The organism is Salinisphaera shabanensis E1L3A, assembly GCF_000215955.2.
Taxonomy (GTDB): domain Bacteria; phylum Pseudomonadota; class Gammaproteobacteria; order Nevskiales; family Salinisphaeraceae; genus Salinisphaera; species Salinisphaera shabanensis.
Map to the genome: position 1 here is coordinate 223,916 of NZ_AFNV02000001.1, position 18,360 is coordinate 242,275.

Annotated in this window: 13 protein-coding genes; 3 read left to right on the top strand and 10 right to left on the bottom strand. The window is 62.0% G+C overall.

Going from position 1 to position 18,360, the window contains the following annotated elements:
• Nucleotides 1-31: 31 nt before the first annotated feature.
• The 6 genes from SSPSH_RS01065 to SSPSH_RS01090 form a co-directional block, all read right to left on the bottom strand.
• Nucleotides 32-1,366, bottom strand: a complete 1,335-nt coding sequence (locus tag SSPSH_RS01065) for a lysine N(6)-hydroxylase/L-ornithine N(5)-oxygenase family protein (protein WP_006913207.1) — start codon at nt 1,364-1,366, stop codon at nt 32-34.
• Nucleotides 1,359-2,945 (bottom strand): pyridoxal phosphate-dependent decarboxylase family protein, encoded by a 1,587-nt coding sequence (locus SSPSH_RS01070; protein WP_006913206.1) that lies wholly within the window; start codon nt 2,943-2,945, stop codon nt 1,359-1,361. Before SSPSH_RS01070 ends, SSPSH_RS01065 begins: the two co-directional genes overlap by 8 nt.
• A 132-nt stretch (nt 2,946-3,077) precedes the next feature.
• Nucleotides 3,078-5,366, bottom strand: a complete 2,289-nt coding sequence (locus SSPSH_RS01075; protein ID WP_161627790.1) for a TonB-dependent siderophore receptor — start codon at nt 5,364-5,366, stop codon at nt 3,078-3,080.
• A gap of 325 nt (nt 5,367-5,691) precedes the next feature.
• Nucleotides 5,692-6,546, bottom strand: a complete 855-nt coding sequence (locus SSPSH_RS01080) for an SDR family oxidoreductase (protein WP_006913204.1) — start codon at nt 6,544-6,546, stop codon at nt 5,692-5,694.
• 104 nt (nt 6,547-6,650) lie between these two features.
• Nucleotides 6,651-7,466: a thioesterase family protein gene (locus SSPSH_RS01085; RefSeq protein WP_006913203.1), complete on the bottom strand. Its 816-nt coding sequence runs from the start codon at nt 7,464-7,466 to the stop codon at nt 6,651-6,653.
• A gap of 74 nt (nt 7,467-7,540) precedes the next feature.
• Nucleotides 7,541-8,197, bottom strand: coding sequence for an HAD hydrolase-like protein (locus SSPSH_RS01090; RefSeq protein ID WP_006913202.1), 657 nt, complete (start codon nt 8,195-8,197; stop codon nt 7,541-7,543).
• A 255-nt stretch (nt 8,198-8,452) separates the two neighbouring features.
• On the opposite strand from SSPSH_RS01090, the gene SSPSH_RS01095 reads away from it, so the two are divergent.
• The gene (locus SSPSH_RS01095; RefSeq protein ID WP_051339719.1) at nt 8,453-8,761 is read left to right on the top strand and encodes a septal ring lytic transglycosylase RlpA family protein; all 309 of its coding nucleotides are present in this window, start codon (nt 8,453-8,455) and stop codon (nt 8,759-8,761) included.
• Here SSPSH_RS01095 and SSPSH_RS01100 read toward each other — a convergent pair.
• Both SSPSH_RS01100 and SSPSH_RS01105 read right to left on the bottom strand, forming a co-directional pair.
• Nucleotides 8,758-10,416, bottom strand: a complete 1,659-nt coding sequence (locus SSPSH_RS01100) for an FAD-binding dehydrogenase (protein ID WP_006913200.1) — start codon at nt 10,414-10,416, stop codon at nt 8,758-8,760. The genes SSPSH_RS01095 and SSPSH_RS01100 overlap by 4 nt on opposite strands.
• Nucleotides 10,417-10,548: 132 nt before the next feature.
• Nucleotides 10,549-11,694, bottom strand: coding sequence for an alpha/beta fold hydrolase (locus SSPSH_RS01105; protein WP_006913199.1), 1,146 nt, complete (start codon nt 11,692-11,694; stop codon nt 10,549-10,551).
• A 145-nt stretch (nt 11,695-11,839) separates the two neighbouring features.
• On the opposite strand from SSPSH_RS01105, the gene SSPSH_RS01110 reads away from it, so the two are divergent.
• Entirely contained in the window at nt 11,840-12,904 is a 1,065-nt protein-coding gene (locus tag SSPSH_RS01110; protein ID WP_006913198.1) for an aldo/keto reductase, read from the top strand.
• A 987-nt stretch (nt 12,905-13,891) separates the two neighbouring features.
• Nucleotides 13,892-14,725 (top strand): PHP domain-containing protein, encoded by an 834-nt coding sequence (locus SSPSH_RS01115; RefSeq protein WP_006913197.1) that lies wholly within the window; start codon nt 13,892-13,894, stop codon nt 14,723-14,725.
• Nucleotides 14,726-14,727: 2 nt separating this feature from the next.
• Here the strand turns inward: SSPSH_RS01115 and SSPSH_RS01120 are convergent, their stop codons facing one another.
• Both SSPSH_RS01120 and SSPSH_RS01125 read right to left on the bottom strand, forming a co-directional pair.
• Nucleotides 14,728-16,293, bottom strand: a complete 1,566-nt coding sequence (locus SSPSH_RS01120) for a sulfite reductase subunit alpha (RefSeq protein ID WP_006913196.1) — start codon at nt 16,291-16,293, stop codon at nt 14,728-14,730.
• A gap of 81 nt (nt 16,294-16,374) precedes the next feature.
• Nucleotides 16,375-18,312: a NirA family protein gene (locus SSPSH_RS01125; protein ID WP_006913195.1), complete on the bottom strand. Its 1,938-nt coding sequence runs from the start codon at nt 18,310-18,312 to the stop codon at nt 16,375-16,377.
• Between the last annotated feature and the right edge of the window lie 48 nt (nt 18,313-18,360).

Genomic DNA, 18,360 nt, shown 5'->3' on the forward strand with positions numbered 1-18,360 from the left:
TGATGTCCTTGTCGAAAAATAAAGACGCTTTTCAGGCTGAGGTGCGTTGTTGCCGGGCGGCGGATGGTGCCGATTCGTCGACCGCGAAATGCTGAAAGGCGATCCGCCGCTCGATCTTGTAGTGCTCGATGCCAGTCAGCGCACGCAGAATGCAGGCGTTGCGATAACAGGCCATGCCCAGATCGGGGGTCGCGAAGCCGTGGGTATGAATCTCGGCGTTCTGCACGAAGATATCGGCGTTGTCGTGATCCACGGCGTAATAACGCGAGGCATCGAAGCGACCCTGCGCATCCCAACGAATACGCTCGGCAATTCCCTCGATATAGTCCGGCACGCGGTAGGCGAACCCGGTGGCCAGTACCACTGACGCACTGCGATGGGTGAAGCCAGCGCCCTGCTCGTGCTGGAAAAAATCCAGTTCGATGGCGTCTGCGCTCTGACGAGCATCGCGCAGCTCAACGTTCGCCTGTAGGCCGACATCGAGCGTACCCGCCACGTCACGCTCGTACATGAGATCGTAGATGGCGTTGATCAACGACTCGTCGATACCTTTGTAGAGTGCCTTGTGCTCCTCTCCAAGTTTGTGCCGTCGATGTTCCGAGAGCCCGTGAAAATAGTCGACATACTCGGGCGAGGTCATCTCCAGCGTGAGCTTGTCGTAGTTGAGCGCGAAAAAACGCGGAGAACGGGTGAACCAGTCCAGCCGATAGCCGTGGCGTTCCTGGTCGAGCAATAGCTCGTGGAAGACCTCGGCCGCACTTTGGCCACTGCCGACCACGGTGATCGAAGCGCTGGCCTGTATTGCGTTGCGGGCATGGGCGAATTCGCAGGCATGGATGGCACGATCGCCGAGGTCGCGACAACAGTCCGGCACATACATACTCGGCCCGCTGCCCAGCACCAGTGCGCGGGCGCGTAGTTCGCGCTGGGCGCCGCTGGCCGTGTCTTCGAGCGTAAGCACATAGAACCCGGCGGATTCATCGTAGTCCGTGGCCACGACTCGCGTGCCGAATACGAGGCTGTCCAGACGTTCTGCCACCCAGCGGCAGTACTGGTTGTATTCACGCCGCAGCATGAAAAAGTTCTCGCGGATATAGAACGCGTAGATACGACCCGTCTGCTTGAGGTAGTTGAGAAAGCTGTATTCGCTGGTGGGATCGGCCAGCGTGACCAGATCGGCCATGAACGGAGTTTGTAACGTCGCACCGTCCAACAGCAGGCCTGGATGCCAGTCGAATCGGTCGTTTTCGTCGATGAATACGGCGTCGAGATCGTCGATCGGCGCGGCGAGTGCGGCCAGCCCGAGATTGAACGGCCCAATGCCGATGCCGGCCACGTCGTGAATAGGCAGCGCGCGCTTATCCATGATGACGATACGTCCGGTTCGCGGCCGGAGCCGCGGCAATCGATTGCCAACTACAGTGGTTGGCCACGCCATATGCAACGATCAAATCCACAATCTCGCCCATCTGTTCGACCGTGGTCGCCGGGTTGAGCAGGGTAAACTTGAGATAGCGGCTGCCATCGACTCGGGTCGCCGCGATCATGGCTTCGCCGTCGCGGGCAAGCTGTGAACGGATCGCCGTATTGAGCGTATCCAGCTCGTCTTCCGGGGTTGTCAGACAGGGCCGGTAGCGAAACACGATGGTGCTCAATGCCGGTCGGTGCAGCAATTCCAGACGTGGCTCGGCCAGCATGAGCTCGTAGGTCGCACGCGCAAGCGCGACCGCGCCATCGAAAGCCTCGCCGATCGCCTCGGCGCCGATGGTGCGTAGCGTCAGCCACAGCTTGAGCGCATCGAAACGCTTGGTGGTCTGCAACGACTTGTTGACCTGATCCGGCGTGCCGGCGGCCGCCGCCTCGCGGGGGTTGAGATAATCCGCGTGATGGGTAATCAGCCCCAAATCGGCGCCGCGACGCACGATAAACGCACTGCAGCTGACCGGCTGAAAGAATGACTTGTGATAATCCACGGTCAGCGAATCGGCGTTCTCGATGCCGGCCAGCTTGTGCGCATGACGGTTCGACACCAGCAACCCGCATCCATAGGCGGCATCGACATGCATCCACAGCTGTTCGGCGCGACAGACAGCACCGATGGCGTGCATGTCGTCGACGCTACCGAAGTCGGTCGTGCCACAGGTCGCAGCCACGGCAATCGGAATATTGCCGTTGGCACGACAATCAGCGATCGCCGCGCTCAAGGCAGCGATATCCATGCGCTTGGCCTTGTCACAGGCCACGCCCACGATCGCATCGTGGCCTAGCCCCAACAGCGCTGCCGCCTTGGACAGACTGAAATGGCTGATTTCGGACACGAACACCCTTAGCTTCGAGGCCTCCGCCGGCAGGCCTTGCTTTTGTACCGTGCCGTGACCGTATTCGCGGGCACACCAGGCATCGCGCATGAGCAGCATCGCCATCAGGTTCGACTGCGTTCCACCACTGGTAAATACGCCGTCGGCGGCGGCACCCAACCCGGCACGTTGTGCGGTCCAGGCAATCAACTTCTGTTCGATGAACGTGGCACCCGCGCTTTGATCCCAGGTATCCAGTGACGAATTGATCGCGCTTAGCACGACCTCGGCCGCGATCGACGGCACCAGGACCGGACAGTTCAGATGCGCCGCATAGCACGGGTGATGAAAATATACCGCGTGGTCGAGATAGAGCCGGCGCAGCTCGGCCAACGCCTCGGGCATATCGCCGCAAGCATCATCAAGATCGATGGCTTCGAATTCCGGTGCGAGTTCGCTGGGCCGCACCCCGCTATGTACGCGTTTGGCCCGCCGTATCGCCGCGGCGACCGCATCGACAGCCTGATCGACCTGATCCCGATACAGATCGAGATTGTGCTCGTTGAACAGCTGCGCCCGGCGGGCGATGTCGATGCTATCGCCCGGCGCATCGCCGTATAAGGCCGCGGCCTGGTTCGAGGTGCGCATGGCGCAATCCTCCTTTTCGAGATAAAACGCATTGCCCCGCGCACGCCCGTGCGCGGACTCTTTCCCCTCGCTTTTATTTCGATTCCTCAACGACCCGTCGTCGCTGAAACAACGGGCCGAACGCAATAGCTTCTAGAACTGATAGTCGAGCGTCGCGATCACCTCACGCGAATAGCCGTAGTAGCAGTTGTTGGTACTGAAGCAGGCCTCGACGTATTCCTTGTCGAACACGTTGTTGGCATTCAGGCGCAGCGTCGCGCCGTCCAGCGACGGCGCGAACTCGCCCAGTTTCACGCTGACCATGGCGTCGGCCAAGGTGTAGTCCGGCACTTCGACGGTATTCGCGGCGTCGGCGTAGCTTTCGCCGACATAGCGCACGCCCGCGCCCACGTCGATGGCGGACGTGAGGTCGTATTTCGCCCAGGCCGAGGCCAGCTGATCCGGCGTACGCGTGAAGGTATTGCCTTCGATCACGCCCTGAGCCGGAAAGTTGTCCTGATATTCGACATCGCTGTTCGAATAGGACGCGATCACGTTGAGGCGATCAGTGATATCCGCCCGTGCAGACAACTCGATGCCGGTCGATTCCACGTCGCCCACGCTGTCGAAGCGCGCCGGCCTCACGCCGAATCGCTGGAGAACGTTTTCTTGAGTGAGATCGTAGACGGCCAGCGTGAACATCGCATCCACGCCGGGCGGCTGGTATTTCAAGCCGGCTTCGTACTGATGGCTTTCGACCGGCGGCGCGACTTCACCACTGGCATCACCTTCAGCATCGGTATACGCGGTGGGATTGAAGCCCTCGCTATACGAAACATAGGGCGATAGACCGAAACGGGACTGATACAGCAGCGCCGCGCGGCCGGTGAACGCGCTGTCGCTGCGATCGGCCTGGTCACCAGTGGTGCCGTTCGTGTACTCGCGCTTGAGATAGTCCTGACGCCCGCCCAGCACCAGATGGAAACGATTCCATTCCATCTGATCCTGCAGGTAGAACCCCACCTGGCGGGTCTGGCGGTTGTTGGGCGCCAGTAGGCTATCGTCATCAAGAATGGGATCGCCGCCATAATTTGGATCGAAGGCCTCGAGAGGCGTCGCCAGATACCCGCCGGCGTAGCGCACCGAATTGTCGCGCTCTTCGTAACCGAAGCCGGCGACCATGCGATGCTCGATAGCGCCGGTATCGAAACCGAACTCGGCGTAATTGTCGAAGGTCAACGCGGTGAGGTTCTCTTCGGCCCGCGAATAGAACCGATCGAGCGCGTTGGGGGAAAACTGGTCGTAGTAGCCCGTCGGGATGCCCGGCGACTGCTCGCGGAAATCGATGGTCGCCTGCGGTACATCGGCAAGAAAACCGTTCTGGTAAACCTGTTTGAGCGAGGTGTCGACGTCGGCATAACGGCCTTTCGAGGTGAGCCTGACGTTGTCGTTCACTTCGTGATCGAGCTGGTACGAGAACAGGTTGATATCGCGGTCGAACTCTTCGTAGTTACGCGCGCTGTCCACCCATTCATCATCGACCGTACGACGGAATCGATCGCCGTTCACACTGATGTCGTAGGGCACCGAACCGTGGAAACCGCCTTCGGGATCACGCTGGACATAGGCCTGCAACAGCAGCGAGGTATCGTCGGCGAGATTGAAGCTCACCTGCGGCATGATCGTGAAACGTTCGCGCTCGACCACGTCGTACTGGGTATCGCTGGTCTCGCCGCTGACCGTGACGCGATAGTTGCCGATCTCCGGGTCGGGCAAGGGCCCGGTTACGTCCAGCCCAGCGCCATAGGTACCAAAGCTGCCGCCATAGACACTGACCATCCGTCGCGGCTCGTCGAGCGGCTTCTTGGTCACGTAATTGACCAACCCGCCCGGCTGCGCGCGGCCATAGAGCGCCGACAGCGCACCCTTGATCACGTCGATGCGTTCGATGAAAAACGGGTCGATCTGAATATTGGAATAGCCACCCGGGTCGTTGGCCAGACGCAGGCCGTCCATGAAGGTGTTGTTCACGTCGCCACCCGGAAAACCACGCAGCGCGATGGTCGTCTGTCGCGACGAGGAACCAGCGAGGCCGGTGAACACGCCCGGCGTATAGCGCAACGCGTTGTTGACAGTACGCGCGCCTTGGTCTTCGACTTGCTCACGCGGCACGACGTCGATGGCCTGCGGCGTGGTGATCAGCGGCGTGTCGGTCTTGGTGGCCGCACGCGTGGCGTCGGCAGAATAACCCACGGTCGGTGCGTCCGCACTGTTGATCGCCTCACCTTCCACCATCAGCGGCGCGAGTGTCTGCGAGCCGAGGCGCTCGTTACGCTGAGGCGCGGAGCTGCCCGCATCGATCGCGGGCAGCGCTTCGGCGCGCTGGCCTGCGTCTTGTGAGTCGGCAGACTGGGCGAACACGATCGCCGGCAGCCAAGACATGCTCAACCCCAGCGCACTGCATACCCCGATACGCGTCAAAACACGACTGCTAGCGCCTGCGCGCGCTCGATTGAATTCAAACTTCGACATTCCCCACCTATTTCCCTGATGAAATTAAAGCCCGCCGCGCATGAATCGGCTCGACTCTGCTCCTGAATGAGAATGATTGTCATTTATATTCGCCAAAGGGTCAATCGGTTTTAGCAACCGATGTCGTGCGACGCTTGAAACAAAAAAGCCCGGCACACGTCGCGCGTGCCGGGCTTTCGGTTGATACCGGTTCTGGTGTCAGGCGCAATCGATAAAGCGCCCGGGCGAGGGCGGATCAGGTGTTGAGAATCACCCCACCGTTGAGGTGTAGCGTCTGGCCACTCATGTAGGACGACTCCTCACAGGCGAGATACACATACGCCGGGCCGATCTCGCTGGGCTGGGCGGGCCGGTCCATGGGCGCCTGGCCGCCGAAGTGCGCCGTTTTCTCCTTATCGAAACTGGCCGGGATCAGCGGCGTCCAGACCGGCCCAGGCGCGACCGCGTTGACACGAATGCCGCGCCCCACGAGCGATTGCGCCAGCGAGCGAACCAGCCCCTGTATCGCTCCCTTGGTGGCCGAATAATCGATGAGCGTGTCGTTGCCCTTGAACGCATTCACCGACGAGGTGGCGATGATCGTGTCGCCCTCGCCCATCTGTGCCGACAACGCCTTGCACAGGTAGAAATGGCTGAAGATGTTGGTCTGGAACGTGCGCTCGAGCTGGTCGTCCGGGATCTCGGTGATGTCGTCCCAGTCGTATTGCTCGGCGGCGTTGTTGACCAGAATATTGACGCGGCCGAACGCGGCGAGCACATCGTCGGCCATCTGGTAACAGAACGTGGGATCTCCCACATCGCCCGCATAGACCTCGCAGCGCGCACCACGCTCTTCGACCAGTCGTTTCGTCTCGGCGGCGTCGTCGTGTTCCTCGAGATGCGCGATCGCCACATCCGCGCCTTCGGCGGCATAGTGCACCGCCACCGCGCGGCCGATGCCGCTATCTCCGCCGGTAATGAGCGCGACCTTGCCCTTGAGCCGGTCCGTCGCGCGATAACTGTCGCGGATGTATTCCGGCTCGGGGCGCATGGCCGATTCATCGCCGGGCTGTTCGGACTGGGATTGCTTGGGTTGTTTCTGATCACTCATGGCGGCAGAACTCCTTCGGAATAGACGCTCCCGACTCTAGTTCCGCCGCCCGCCTGCAACCATCCGGTTAAATGCCGAGACCTGGCGCCTGACCCAACGCGTAGTTAGTGGAAGATCGCGACGTTCTGGCGCCCGACCACGATCGGCTGCCCCGCGCGGTTCCACACGCGCATCGCCTGCGAGGAATAACCGTCGCCGCTATGCTCGGCCACGCTCTGGCTTAGCCACCAGCCATCCTCGGTACGGGGATCGTCGTCGAGCACGTCGAACATCCACGTCATAGTGCTGATCGGCGCAACTTCGGAAAAACTCGCCATCGCGGCCGGCGGCAATGCATCGGCCAACGCGGCCAGGCCGACCACGACCGGGTCGATATCGCTATCGCGATGGCGTAGCCAGACAACGTATTCCGGCTCGTCGGACTGCGTCACTGGCATGGAACCGCGGGCGAAACGGCCTTCGAAATGCTGGGTGAAGTTGGGGGCAGTCTGGCCGGCGCGCTGAAAGAACGATTCGTACTCATCGGGCCCGGCGACTTGCGGCGCTTGCAAATCGGCATGGGCGATCTTCGAATCCCGTGCCTTGCCAAAACAAAAAGTACCGCGCGCCGCGATCTTGTCGCCGCTGAGCATGTCGACGGTAATGAACGCGGTGGACTTACCCTGGCGCACCACCACGGGGCGCAATGCGACGTCGGGGCCCGCGGGGCCGATGAAACTCAGCAATACGCTGCGCAGCGGCGGCAAATCGCGGCCGTGCTGATCGTAGATCGACTGCAGGCAAAGTGCCGCGGTAAGCCCGCCGTAGATCGCCCGGCCCTGCAGCCAGTCATCGGGTACATGTACATGCGAGACGTCGTTATCGAGCGTCATGCTCGCCAGCAGTTGCGATAGCGGCGTGCGCGCATCGGCATCGGTCATCGTTAAAATCCTTGCGAAAAACAAACACGAAGATTAGCGCAATACGCCAGCGTATGGAAAAGCAGCAGACGCTGTCAGGCGCGACAGGACAACAGCGTGTTCTGCATATCGGCCAGCGTGGGAAAATAATAGTCGGGCGCCTGGGCTTCGAGTTCGGCCCGGCTGCCATAGCCATAGCCCACCGCGGCATTGGCCACGCCGTTGTGGCGTGCGCCCATCAGATCGAAGCAGCGATCGCCAATCATCAGGGCATCGCCGGCGGCGATCTTCTCTTCGCGCAGGATATGCGCGATCAGGGCATGTTTTTCGGTACGCGTGCCATCGAGCTCACTGCCATAGACGCTGCAAAAGTAGGCGTCGAGACCGAAATGCTGCACGATCTGGCGCGCATAGAACCAGGGCTTGGATGTCGCCACGAACAGCTGGCGCCCGCTGCCTTTCAACGCGCGCAGCAGCTCTACGATGCCGTCGTAGAGCATGTTCTCGAACATGCCGACGCGCCCGAAACGTACGCGGTAATCGTCGACCGCTGTTTGCGCCTGGGTCGCATCGAAGTCGTAAAAGTCGATGAAGGACTGCTTGAGCGGCGGCCCGATAAAACGCTCCAGGCGCGACAGATCGTCGACCTGTATACCCTGGCGCGACAGCGCATACTGCACACAACGCGTGATGCCCTCACGCGGATCGGTGAGCGTGCCGTCCAGATCAAAAAGTAGAACCTTGTGGCGCATAAACGACCTCTCTCCTGCCCCTCGCACCGCTTTAATACTTATACGAGCCGCACCGTTGAGGCGGGGCCTGTAGTCGTTATGCAAAAACCCCGCCGCACGCGCCGTGCAAAGCGGTGGCGGGCAGTCAATGCTAGCGTGTGACTCATGATCCAAGACAAACAATTGGTCTTGCGCCCTGCCACGCACAGGCCGATCGCAGTGATTGGCGTGCTGCTGATCGGCACGCTGGTGGCGTTGCTCGGCGGCTGTGCTGCCATGCATGGCAGCGCCGATGTCTACCAACGCGGCGAAGCGGCCTACTATGCCCGCAGCTTTGACGGCCGGCGCACGGCAAGCGGCGAGCGCTTCGACTCGAACCGCCTTACCGCGGCGCATCGCCGCCTGGCATTCGGCACGCGCGTCGAGGTCACCAACGAAAACAACGGCCGTCGCGTGGTCGTCACCATCAACGACCGCGGGCCTTATACCCGCGGACGCATCATCGACCTGTCGCGCCGCGCGGCCGAAAAGATCGGCATGATTCGTAGCGGCGTAGCGCCGGTGACATTACGCGTGCTTGATTAAACCACCCTCGCCGCATGCCGGCCCGCACAACGCCCCGAGAAAATACAACCGCCCAGAAACGTGCCTTCCAGCGCGTTGTAGCCGTGATAGCCACCGCCGCCAAAGCCGGCCACTTCGCCGGCCGCATACAGTCCGGCGATCGGCGTGCCCGAGGCATCGAGCACCTGGCCGTCCAGATTGGTATGCAGTCCGCCCAGCGTCTTGCGGGTGAGAATATGCAGACGCACCGCGATCAGCGGGCCGTTGGCCGGATCGAGCATCTTGTGTGGCGTGGCGGTACGAAACAGCTTGTCGCCGAGGTACTTGCGCGCGCCGTGAATGGCGGTGACCTGCGCGTCCTTTGAATAAGCGTTGTCGATCTGGGCATCGCGGGCGACGATCTGGGCTTCGAGCGTGGCGTGATCGACCAACTCGTTGCCGGCCAGCCGGTTCATACCGGCGACCAGCTCGTTGAGGTTGTCGGCCACGACGAAGTCCTCGCCGTGCTGTTTGAAGGCCTCGACCGGCGGCGGTGCGCCTTTCGAAAGGCGGCTCTTGAGCACTTCGCGCCACTGCTGCGAGGTCATGTCCGGGTTCTGTTCGGAGCCGGACAACGCAAACTCTTTTTCAATAATCTTCTGGGTAAGCACGAACCAGGAATAATCGTGGCCGGTCGCCAGAATTTCGCGCAGCGTAGCCAGCGTATCGAAACCCGGCAGGCATGGTGCCGGCAGGCGTTTGCCCGTGGCATCGAACCATAGCGACGACGGCCCCGGAATGATGCGAATACCGTGCATGGGCCAGATCGGATCCCAGTTCTTGATGCCTTCGGTGTAGTGCCACATGCGATCGCTGTTGATGACCGCCGCCCCCGCGTCCTGCGTGATGCCGAGCATGCGTCCATCCACGTGATGGGGCACACCGGAAATCATGTGCGCAGGGGCAGGTCCCAGCCGTTCGACCGGCCAGTTGGCGCGCACGCGGTCATGGTTGCCGCCGATACCGCCGGCCGTGACCAGCACCGCGCCCGCACTGAATTCGAACTCGCCGGCGATATCGCGGCTGGATTGCTGGCCGCGCTCGACCGTGCTCGGCGCGAGAATCTCGCCGGCCACGCCGGTCGCGGCCCCGTCGGTCATCACCACGCGGCTGACCTGGTGGCGGCATTTGAGCGTGATACGCCCGGTGGCCATATGCTCGCGTACGCGGCGCTCGAAAGGCGCAACCGTGCCCGGCCCGGTGCCCCAGGTCAGATGAAAACGCGGCACCGAGTTGCCATGGCCATCGGCCAGCGAGCCGCCGCGCTCGGCCCAGCCCACCACCGGAAACCAGCGCATGCCCTGCTCGTACAGCCAGGGTCGCATCTCACCGGCTGAAAATTCGATGAAGGCTTCAGCCACCTTGCGCGGCCAGTAATCCGCGTCGCGATCGAAACCGGCCGAGCCCAGCCAATCGTTGAGCGCGAGCTCGGGGCTGTCCTTGATACGCATACGCCGCTGTTCGGGGGTATCGATCATGAACAACCCGCCGAGCGACCAGAAGGCCTGGCCGCCAACCGAATTCTCGCCTTCCTGTTCGACGATGAGCACCGACTTGCCGGCATCGGCCAGCTCGGCGGCTGCGACCAGCCCGGCCAGGCCCGCACCGACCACGATACTGTCTGCTTTTTCAGTCATCCGCTGCCCCTCGTCGCACAGGCCCGTGGTACACGGGCTATAGAAATCGTTGTTGTGCGTCCGAGTGTAGCCACCCGGTTGGTAGGCGGCCAGTCGGTTGGGATCGGCCGGACCGCGTCGGGCGCGGCGCCATCAATCCCGGGCAATCAGCCAGTCCGCGATCTCGCCCCAGGTTTCAGCAAGCGCGGTTTCACTGGAGACAATCCCGACATGACCGCCCCGAATCGTGCGACAGGTGACGTCGTCACTGGATACGAACCGGGTCATCGCCTGGCTGCAGGACGGCGTGACGATCGGATCGCCGCGACCGCTGATATTGAGAATCGGCGCCTGCACGTTCGACAGATCGGCCGGCGGGTCGGGCATGGGCAGACGGCCTTCGCCGAGCATATTGTCGATCCACAGGTAATCGATGAAGTCGGCGACCACGCCGCCCGGGTAGGCCACCATGTCGTCCAGAAACGCGGCGTTGGTCGCGTGATTGCTGACATAGTCTTCGTCGTGAAGATTCGCGGCCAGCCCGGCATAGCTGCGAATCGCTGCCATTGGACTGGTGGCCTTGAACACCAGCGAATTGAGCACGCCGGGCGAGCGCAACAACGTCGGCGGCATGTTGTGGGCGGTCAGCCCGGTCTTGTCGTGTGTCCAGTGGCCCGCCCGCGCCAGCGCCTTGTAACGCTCACCGAGCACGCCGTTGTCGTGATAATCCACCGGCGCGCCCACCAGCACGAGATTGGCAATACCCTCGGGCGCGATCGCCGCATGGCACAGGCTGAACAGCCCACCGAAACTCCAGCCGTGCAGGTTCAGCCGCTCGACACCGCTATGTGCGCGCACGCGATCGAGCGCCGCCGGCAGGAAACGATCGAAATAATCCGCCAGCTGCAGATCGTCCTGGGCACGGGTCGGCCGGCCCCAGTCGACCAGATAAAGCTCGAAGCCGCGCGCCCGCAGATAGCGCACGAGGCTGCGCTGGGGAAACAGATCGTAGATGAGCATGTTTACCGCCAGCGGCGGCACGATTACCAGCGGCGTGCGCTGTGGCGTTTGGGCAACGTCGACGCGTGTGCCGTCGGCCAGCTCGATTTCACTCTCGGCGAGCGGCGGGTAATAGCGCAACGAGACCAGGCCATCCGTGTGGATGACTTCGAACGGCGTATGCCCGGCCTGTACGAGCGCTTCGCGATCGAAAACACGCTGGCGCAGATGCCGCAGGCGTGCCCGGCTGCGGGCGATCTCGCGGCCGAGACGGTCACGGGTAGCAGATAGCAGGGACATGAACGATAAAGCCTCGATCTCGAAAGAAGCCGAAGTCTAGGCGATTTTGCTGCGCTGCAACAACTCGGCTACGCAGCCGAAATCGGGTTTGAAACCCGATCCCGTCATACCAAACTTCAGCTTACATCTATAGACGGAGCCCGACATGCAGTACCGCACGCTCGGCAACAGCGGCCTGAAAATCTCCAGGCTCACCCTCGGCACCATGACCTTCGGCGGCGAGGGCTTCATGTCCAAGCTGGGTAACACCGGCGTCAAGGACGCACGCAAGCTCATCGACATGAGTATCGATCACGGCGTGAACCTGTTCGATACCGCCAATATGTATTCCGCCGGCGTATCCGAGGAAATCCTCGGCAAAGCGCTCGGCGACAAGCGCAACGATGTGCTCGTGACCACCAAGGTACGTTTCCCCATGGGCGACGGGCCCAACGAGGGTGGGCTGTCGCGCCTGCATATTCGCGAACAGGTCGAAGCCAGCCTCAAGCGGCTGAACACCGGCCATATCGATCTCTACCAGCTGCATATGTGGGATGGCACCACCCCGCTCGAAGAAACGCTGCAGCTCATGGACACGCTCGTCGGCCACGGCAAGATCCGCTACTACGGCATCTCCAACTTCTCGGCCTGGCAGGCGATGAAGGTGATGCAGGTCTGCGAACGCGAAGGCTTTACCAAGCCGATCAGCCAGCAGATTCACTACACGCCGCAGGCGCGTGAAGCCGAATACGAGCTCATGCCCATGGCGCACGATGCCGGCCTGGGCACCATGATCTGGAGCCCGCTGGCAGGCGGCCTGCTCTCGGGCAAGTATCGCCGCGACAAGGATGCGCCCGAAGGCACGCGCTTTTCCGAAGGCTGGCAGGAACCGCCGATTCACGACGAAAAAAGGCTGTTCGACCTGATCGAAACCCTCGTCGAAGTCGGCGATGCCCACGGCGTATCAGCCGCCCAGGTGGCACTGGCCTGGATCACCGAACGTCCGGGCGTAACCACGGCCGTGATCGGTGCCCGCAAGGCACACCAGCTCGAAGACAACCTTGCCAGCGCGCAGCTCGAACTGAGCGCCGACGAGCACGCGGCAATCGAACGCGTCAGCCGCCCGCGGCTGATCTATCCGTACTGGCACCAGGCCATGAACGCCAACGACCGCTTCGGCGCGGCCGACTGGGTTCTGCACGCCGATCATGCCGAGGATTATCAGGACTGATAGTCGGTAGACTCGCCTGAGGATCGGCCGTGAATTACGGCCGACAGACTGCCCCGCGGCATGGGAACGTGCCGTGGGGTTTTTTGTTTCAGTCACCGTCTCGGAGCGGGATGCTCGCCGCACGTTCCCAATCGACGCTGAGTTCAAGCTTAGATGGGTTTTTCTCGCTGCGCCGCGGGAAAAATTCGAGCAATGGGTCAAGGCTTGAAGACTTAAAATCCGAACCGTTCGCTTGCGGAATCGACGTTGCGGGTTAATTTCGGCTTGGGGTTTCGCGCTGCTGCGCGAGTGACTTTCATTTGCTTGTCCAAATGAAAGTCACCAAAGCAAAGGACACCCTGTCTTGCGTCGGCGCTACGCGCCGATACCCTCCCATCGCAGCCGGCAAGCGGGACGGCCGGAAACTCGCTGCGCTCAAACATCCGGCCGTCTTTTCCGCTTGCCGGCTGCGCTGCTCGGCGCTGCGCCCAAGGGGCCCTAATACAGGCAAGCGTCGCTATCGCTCGCTCAAGGTCACGTCTTCTGTAGGTCGGCTTAGCGAAGCGTAAGCCGACAAGAACGCAGCCACAGCCCCAGCATCAAGTACATGGTTGTATGGACGCGACGCTACGGGCTAGCTGCCTGTATTCGGACCCCGTGTGGAGCGAACGAGAAGCACAGGACCGAAGGGTGTGCGGCGCACTGCGCCGGTGCGCGTAGCATGTTTGAGGATCGCCAAAGCGATCCGAGTTCTGCGCGCATCCCTTCGGACCGAGCATCGCAGTGGTTCGGCGCGCAGCGCCGACGCGTAACCCGGGCGTCTTTTCCTTTGCTTCCTTTCGTTTGGACGAGCAAACGAAAGGGAGTCACGCTGCAGCGCGAAACGGAAGGTTCGACGAACTTGTGAGCGCCGAAAGACGCCCGGCCCTATCCGTTCACATCTTGAATCAACTCGCGGCGAATTCTTGCTTGAGGTTTCGCATCGCCGGCCGTGCGACCATACAACCCGTGATCGATCTCCACTCCCATTCCACCCGCTCCGACGGCCGCCTGACGCCGACCGAACTGGTCGCCCGTGCAGCCGAGGCCGGTGTCGAAACACTGGCGCTGACCGACCACGACACCATCGACGGGCTGGCCGAAGCACGCACCGCCGCGCAGGCCCACGGCATCCGCCTGATCAACGGCGTCGAGATTTCGGTGACCTGGCAGAAACGCACGCTGCATGTCGTGGGCCTGGCCTTCGACCAAACCCACGCCGGTCTTGCCGGTGGTCTGGCCGCCCTTCAGCAGGTCCGGCGTGAACGGGCCGAACGCATCGCCGCGAAGATCGAAAAACAGGGTGTTGAGAACGCGCTGGAACGCGCCCAGGCGCTGGCCGGCGATGGACAGATCACGCGCCCGCATTTTGCCCGACTGCTGATCGAGGACGGCATCTGTCGCGACAACGCCCAGGCGTTCAAGCGCTATCTACGCCCCGGCCGCGACGGGCACGTGACCGTCGAATGGACGACGCTGATCCGTGCCGTGCAATGGATTCAGGGCGCCGGCGGTATGGCCGTACTGGCGCATCCGTTTGGCTACGGTTTTTCCGGCGCCTGGCGCCAGCGCGCGGTGACCGCGTTCGCCGCCGCCGGCGGCGATGGCCTGGAAATCTGTACCGGGACCACCGATCGCCAACAGGAAGTCACCGCCGCACGCGATGCCGACCAGCACGGGCTGGCCGGATCCGTTGGCTCGGATTTCCATGCGCCGGAACAATTCTGGCTCGCCCTCGGCCGACTGCGCGCGCTGCCGGGCGGCATGCACAGCGTCTGGGACGATCCGCGTTTCGACACCTGACCTCAGTACACGTCGCGCAGATAGCGATGTTCCGACGATAGCGTTTCCACGTAGCGCTTGGCCTGGGCCTCGCTCATCTGGCCCTGCTCCATCACGATATCGTGCAAGGCCTTGTCCACGTCCTTGGCCATACGCTCGGCATCGCCACAGATATAAATCACAGCACCGGCTTCCAGCCAGGCCCAGAATTCGCGTGCCTGTTCGCGCATACGGTTCTGCACGTACACCTTTTCCTTCTGATCGCGCGAAAACGCGAGCGTCAGCCGGCTGATCAGCCCGCTGCTGCGCCATTGCTCGAGTTGGTCCTTGTAGATATGGTCCTTGGCCGATTCCGGGTTGCCGAAGAACACCCAGTTTCTGCCGGCGTCACCGCGCGCCTCGCGTTCCTGAAGAAACGCCATCAACGGCGCGATGCCGGTACCGGGGCCGATCATGATGGCCGGGTGGTCGCCATCGGCGTTCACCCGGAACTCCTGGCTGGGCTGGATATACATCGGCACTTCGCCATGCCGCGACAGACGCTTGGCCAGAAAGGTCGATGCCACGCCCTTGTAACCACGCCCGTAGACGGCCGTTTTCACCACGGCGACGGTGGTATGGATCTCCGTGGGATACGGGCGTGACGACGAGGCAATCGAATATAGCCGCGGCTGGAGCGGGCTAAGCGCATCGATGAGATCCTGCAGCTTCGGCCGCGCGCTCGGATAAACGCGTACGATCTCGAGCAGCGTCTGGCCCTCTTCCACGCCGCGCTCGGCAAGCATGCGCAGGTCCTCGGCCTCGTCCGCATCGCTCGCCGATTCAGCCAATACCGATACCACGTCGTCGCTGGGCTTGGTGATATCCACCTCCTTGAGCAGCACCTGTCGCAGCAACTTGTTTTCGCCGTCGTGCGATTTCACCTTTTCGCCGCCGGAGCAATCGATATCCGCGAGAATCGCGTCTACGGAGCGCGGGTCGTTCTCGGGATAAATGCCCATCGAGTCGCCGGCCTCGTACTCGATGCCGGAGTCGCCCAGGTCAATGACCACATGGCGCGTATCCTTGCTCGAGCCTTCGGCGTTGAGCGGCGTACTCGATTTGAGTTTGGCCATATACGGATTGTCGCGCGTGCCCAGCGGCGCTTTTTTCTTCGGTTTCGGCTTGGGTTCGGGTTTTTCTTCTTCGCCCCCACCGCTATTCGCCGCTTCGTGTTCGGCGACGAGTTCCTTGAGCTTGCGCTCGGTTTCCTTGGCGCCGGGCACACAGCGGTTGAGGTCCTCGCCTTCGAAAGCGATGGCTTCTGCATAGGTCTTGCACAGATAGCCGCATTGACCACAGTCGAGCTGCGCCATGGCCGCCATGAGTTGGCGCTCGTGGGGCTTGCCTTCGGCCAGCTCCATGCGTTCTTCCATTTCCATGCCCGGATCGTGCCAGGGGAAGGATTCCTTGGCTTCGCCGCCGCCCTGCTCGGCGCCGCCCAGCGAGCCTTCCCAACCGGCCAGCGCGGAAATCAGGCCATTGAGCCATTCGCGCTGTTCGACTTCGAACGGCGCGTCTTCGGGAATCAGATCGACTTGTGTGGGCATGTGCTACCTCGTGCTCGTTCGGACTTCTACGTCCTTCTCAAACGACTTTTCGCCAATGACTGGTTTCGAAACAACGGGACTTCAGCCCGTGCGTTGGCCGTCCTGAGCGGCTTCGGCCTCGTCCGGCGTGCGGTCGTAATCGTCTGTGGCGGCATCGTCGCGTTCGGTTTTGACTTCTTCCGGCGTATCCGCCTGTGCTTCGGCCTCGGAATAGGCTTTTTCTTCGGATTCTCTTTGCGCTGCTGCCGCTTTATCCGAGCGCTCGGCCAAACGCTTGCGAAGATCATCGATCTCCTGGCGGCGCGCGAAGGCAACAAAACGCTCGCCGTCCTGGCGTTCTTCGAGATACAACCCCAGCAGGTTTTCCAGATAAGCGTTCAGATGCACGACGGGGATCGAGGTCGCCAGCTCGCGGGCGATGCCTTCCTCGCTTTCGTAGCCGCCGCCGATATAGACATGAAAACCGTCGACCTGGTCGGCCTCTTCTGGATCGTCGGCCTCCGGGTCGGCCACGCGCGCACCGAGCAGGCCGATATCGCCGACATAATGCTGGGCACAGGAGTTCGGACAGCCGGTCATATGAATATTGAGCGGCTCGTCCAGGTCGAGCGTGGCTTCGAGATGGTCGACCAGCTTGAGCGCGTTGCCCTTGGTTTCGGCGTTGGCGAACTTGCAGCCGAAGCTGCCGGTACAGGCCACCATGCCGGTACGCGCGGGGCTGGCGTTCACATGCAGGCCGAGTTGCTCGATACCGCTGACCAGCGCGTTCATGTCGGACTTGTCGACGTTGCCCAGCAACAGGTTCTGCCAGACCGTCGTGCGCATCTTGGAATCGGCATAGCGGTCGGCCAGATCGGCCAGGCCGTGCATCTGGGGAATGGTCAGCTTGCCGACCGGCAATACGATGCCGGCGTATTGCTTGTCGTCGCCGTGATCGTGGATGCTGATATGGCCGGCTTTTTCGACCGGATGCCGGGCTTCGCAACGCGATAGCGGATAGCGCCGCAGCGTGAACGGCAGCTGTTTCTGCACTTCGCGCATGAACTTGTCGAAACCCCAGCGATCGAGCACGTATTTCAGGCGGGCCTTGTCGCGGCTGGTGCGATCGCCGTTGGCAAGAAAGACATGCAGCACGGCATGGGCCACCGGTACACATTCCTCGGGCTTGAGCATGACGCCGGTATCGCGGGCGAAATCCTTGTGGCCGGTGATACCGCCCAGACCCATACGAAAATACGGCCGGCGCGGCAGTGGACCGTCGGCTTTGGGCATGACGGCCGAAAAACCGATGTCGTTGGTGCCTTCCAGGGCGCTGATGCGCCCGCCGCCGTCGAAGGCGATATTGAACTTGCGCGGCAGGCCGTAGAGCTCGCGGTGGTTGAGAATATGGTGGTGCATCTGCTTGCAGTACGGCGTGACATCGATCAGCTCATCCGGATCGATACCGGCGAGCGGGCTGCCGGTGATGTTGCGAATGTTGTCGCCGCCCGAACCCTGAACCACCAGACCGACATCGGCGAGGCCGGTGAGCACGTTGATCGGGTCTTTCGGGCCGATCTCGCGAATCTGCAGGTTCGCGCGGGTGGTGACATGGGTATAGCCACCGCCGTAGGTGTCGGCAAGATCGGCCACGGCCCGGAACTGGTGCGACGAGAAAATACCGCCCGGCATACGCAGCCGGCACATATAGCTGTCCTGATTGGGGGCGACATAGAACATGCCCCGCCCTTTCATCAGAAATACGTCGTCACCCTTGGGATATTCGCCGGCGTTGGCGAACTGCACCATCTCGTTCCACATGTCGTTGGGGTTGAGATCGGCCTTGGCTTGTTCCTGGCTGGTCAGCTCGCCGCCCATCGCCTGGGCACGAATACGCGCCTGCGAATGGAAATCGTCCGGTCGCAGCCGCTTGCCGGTGGTCAGCCCGGTCATCCCGGGCACGCCCCGGGCAATATGCAGCCCGGCGGTCACGCCCTTGAGATAGCGCTGCTGTTCTTCATCAAACGTGTTGTCGGTCATATCGAACTCCGGTTCTCGGTCCGGCTTTGAGTCGTAAACGGAAGCGAT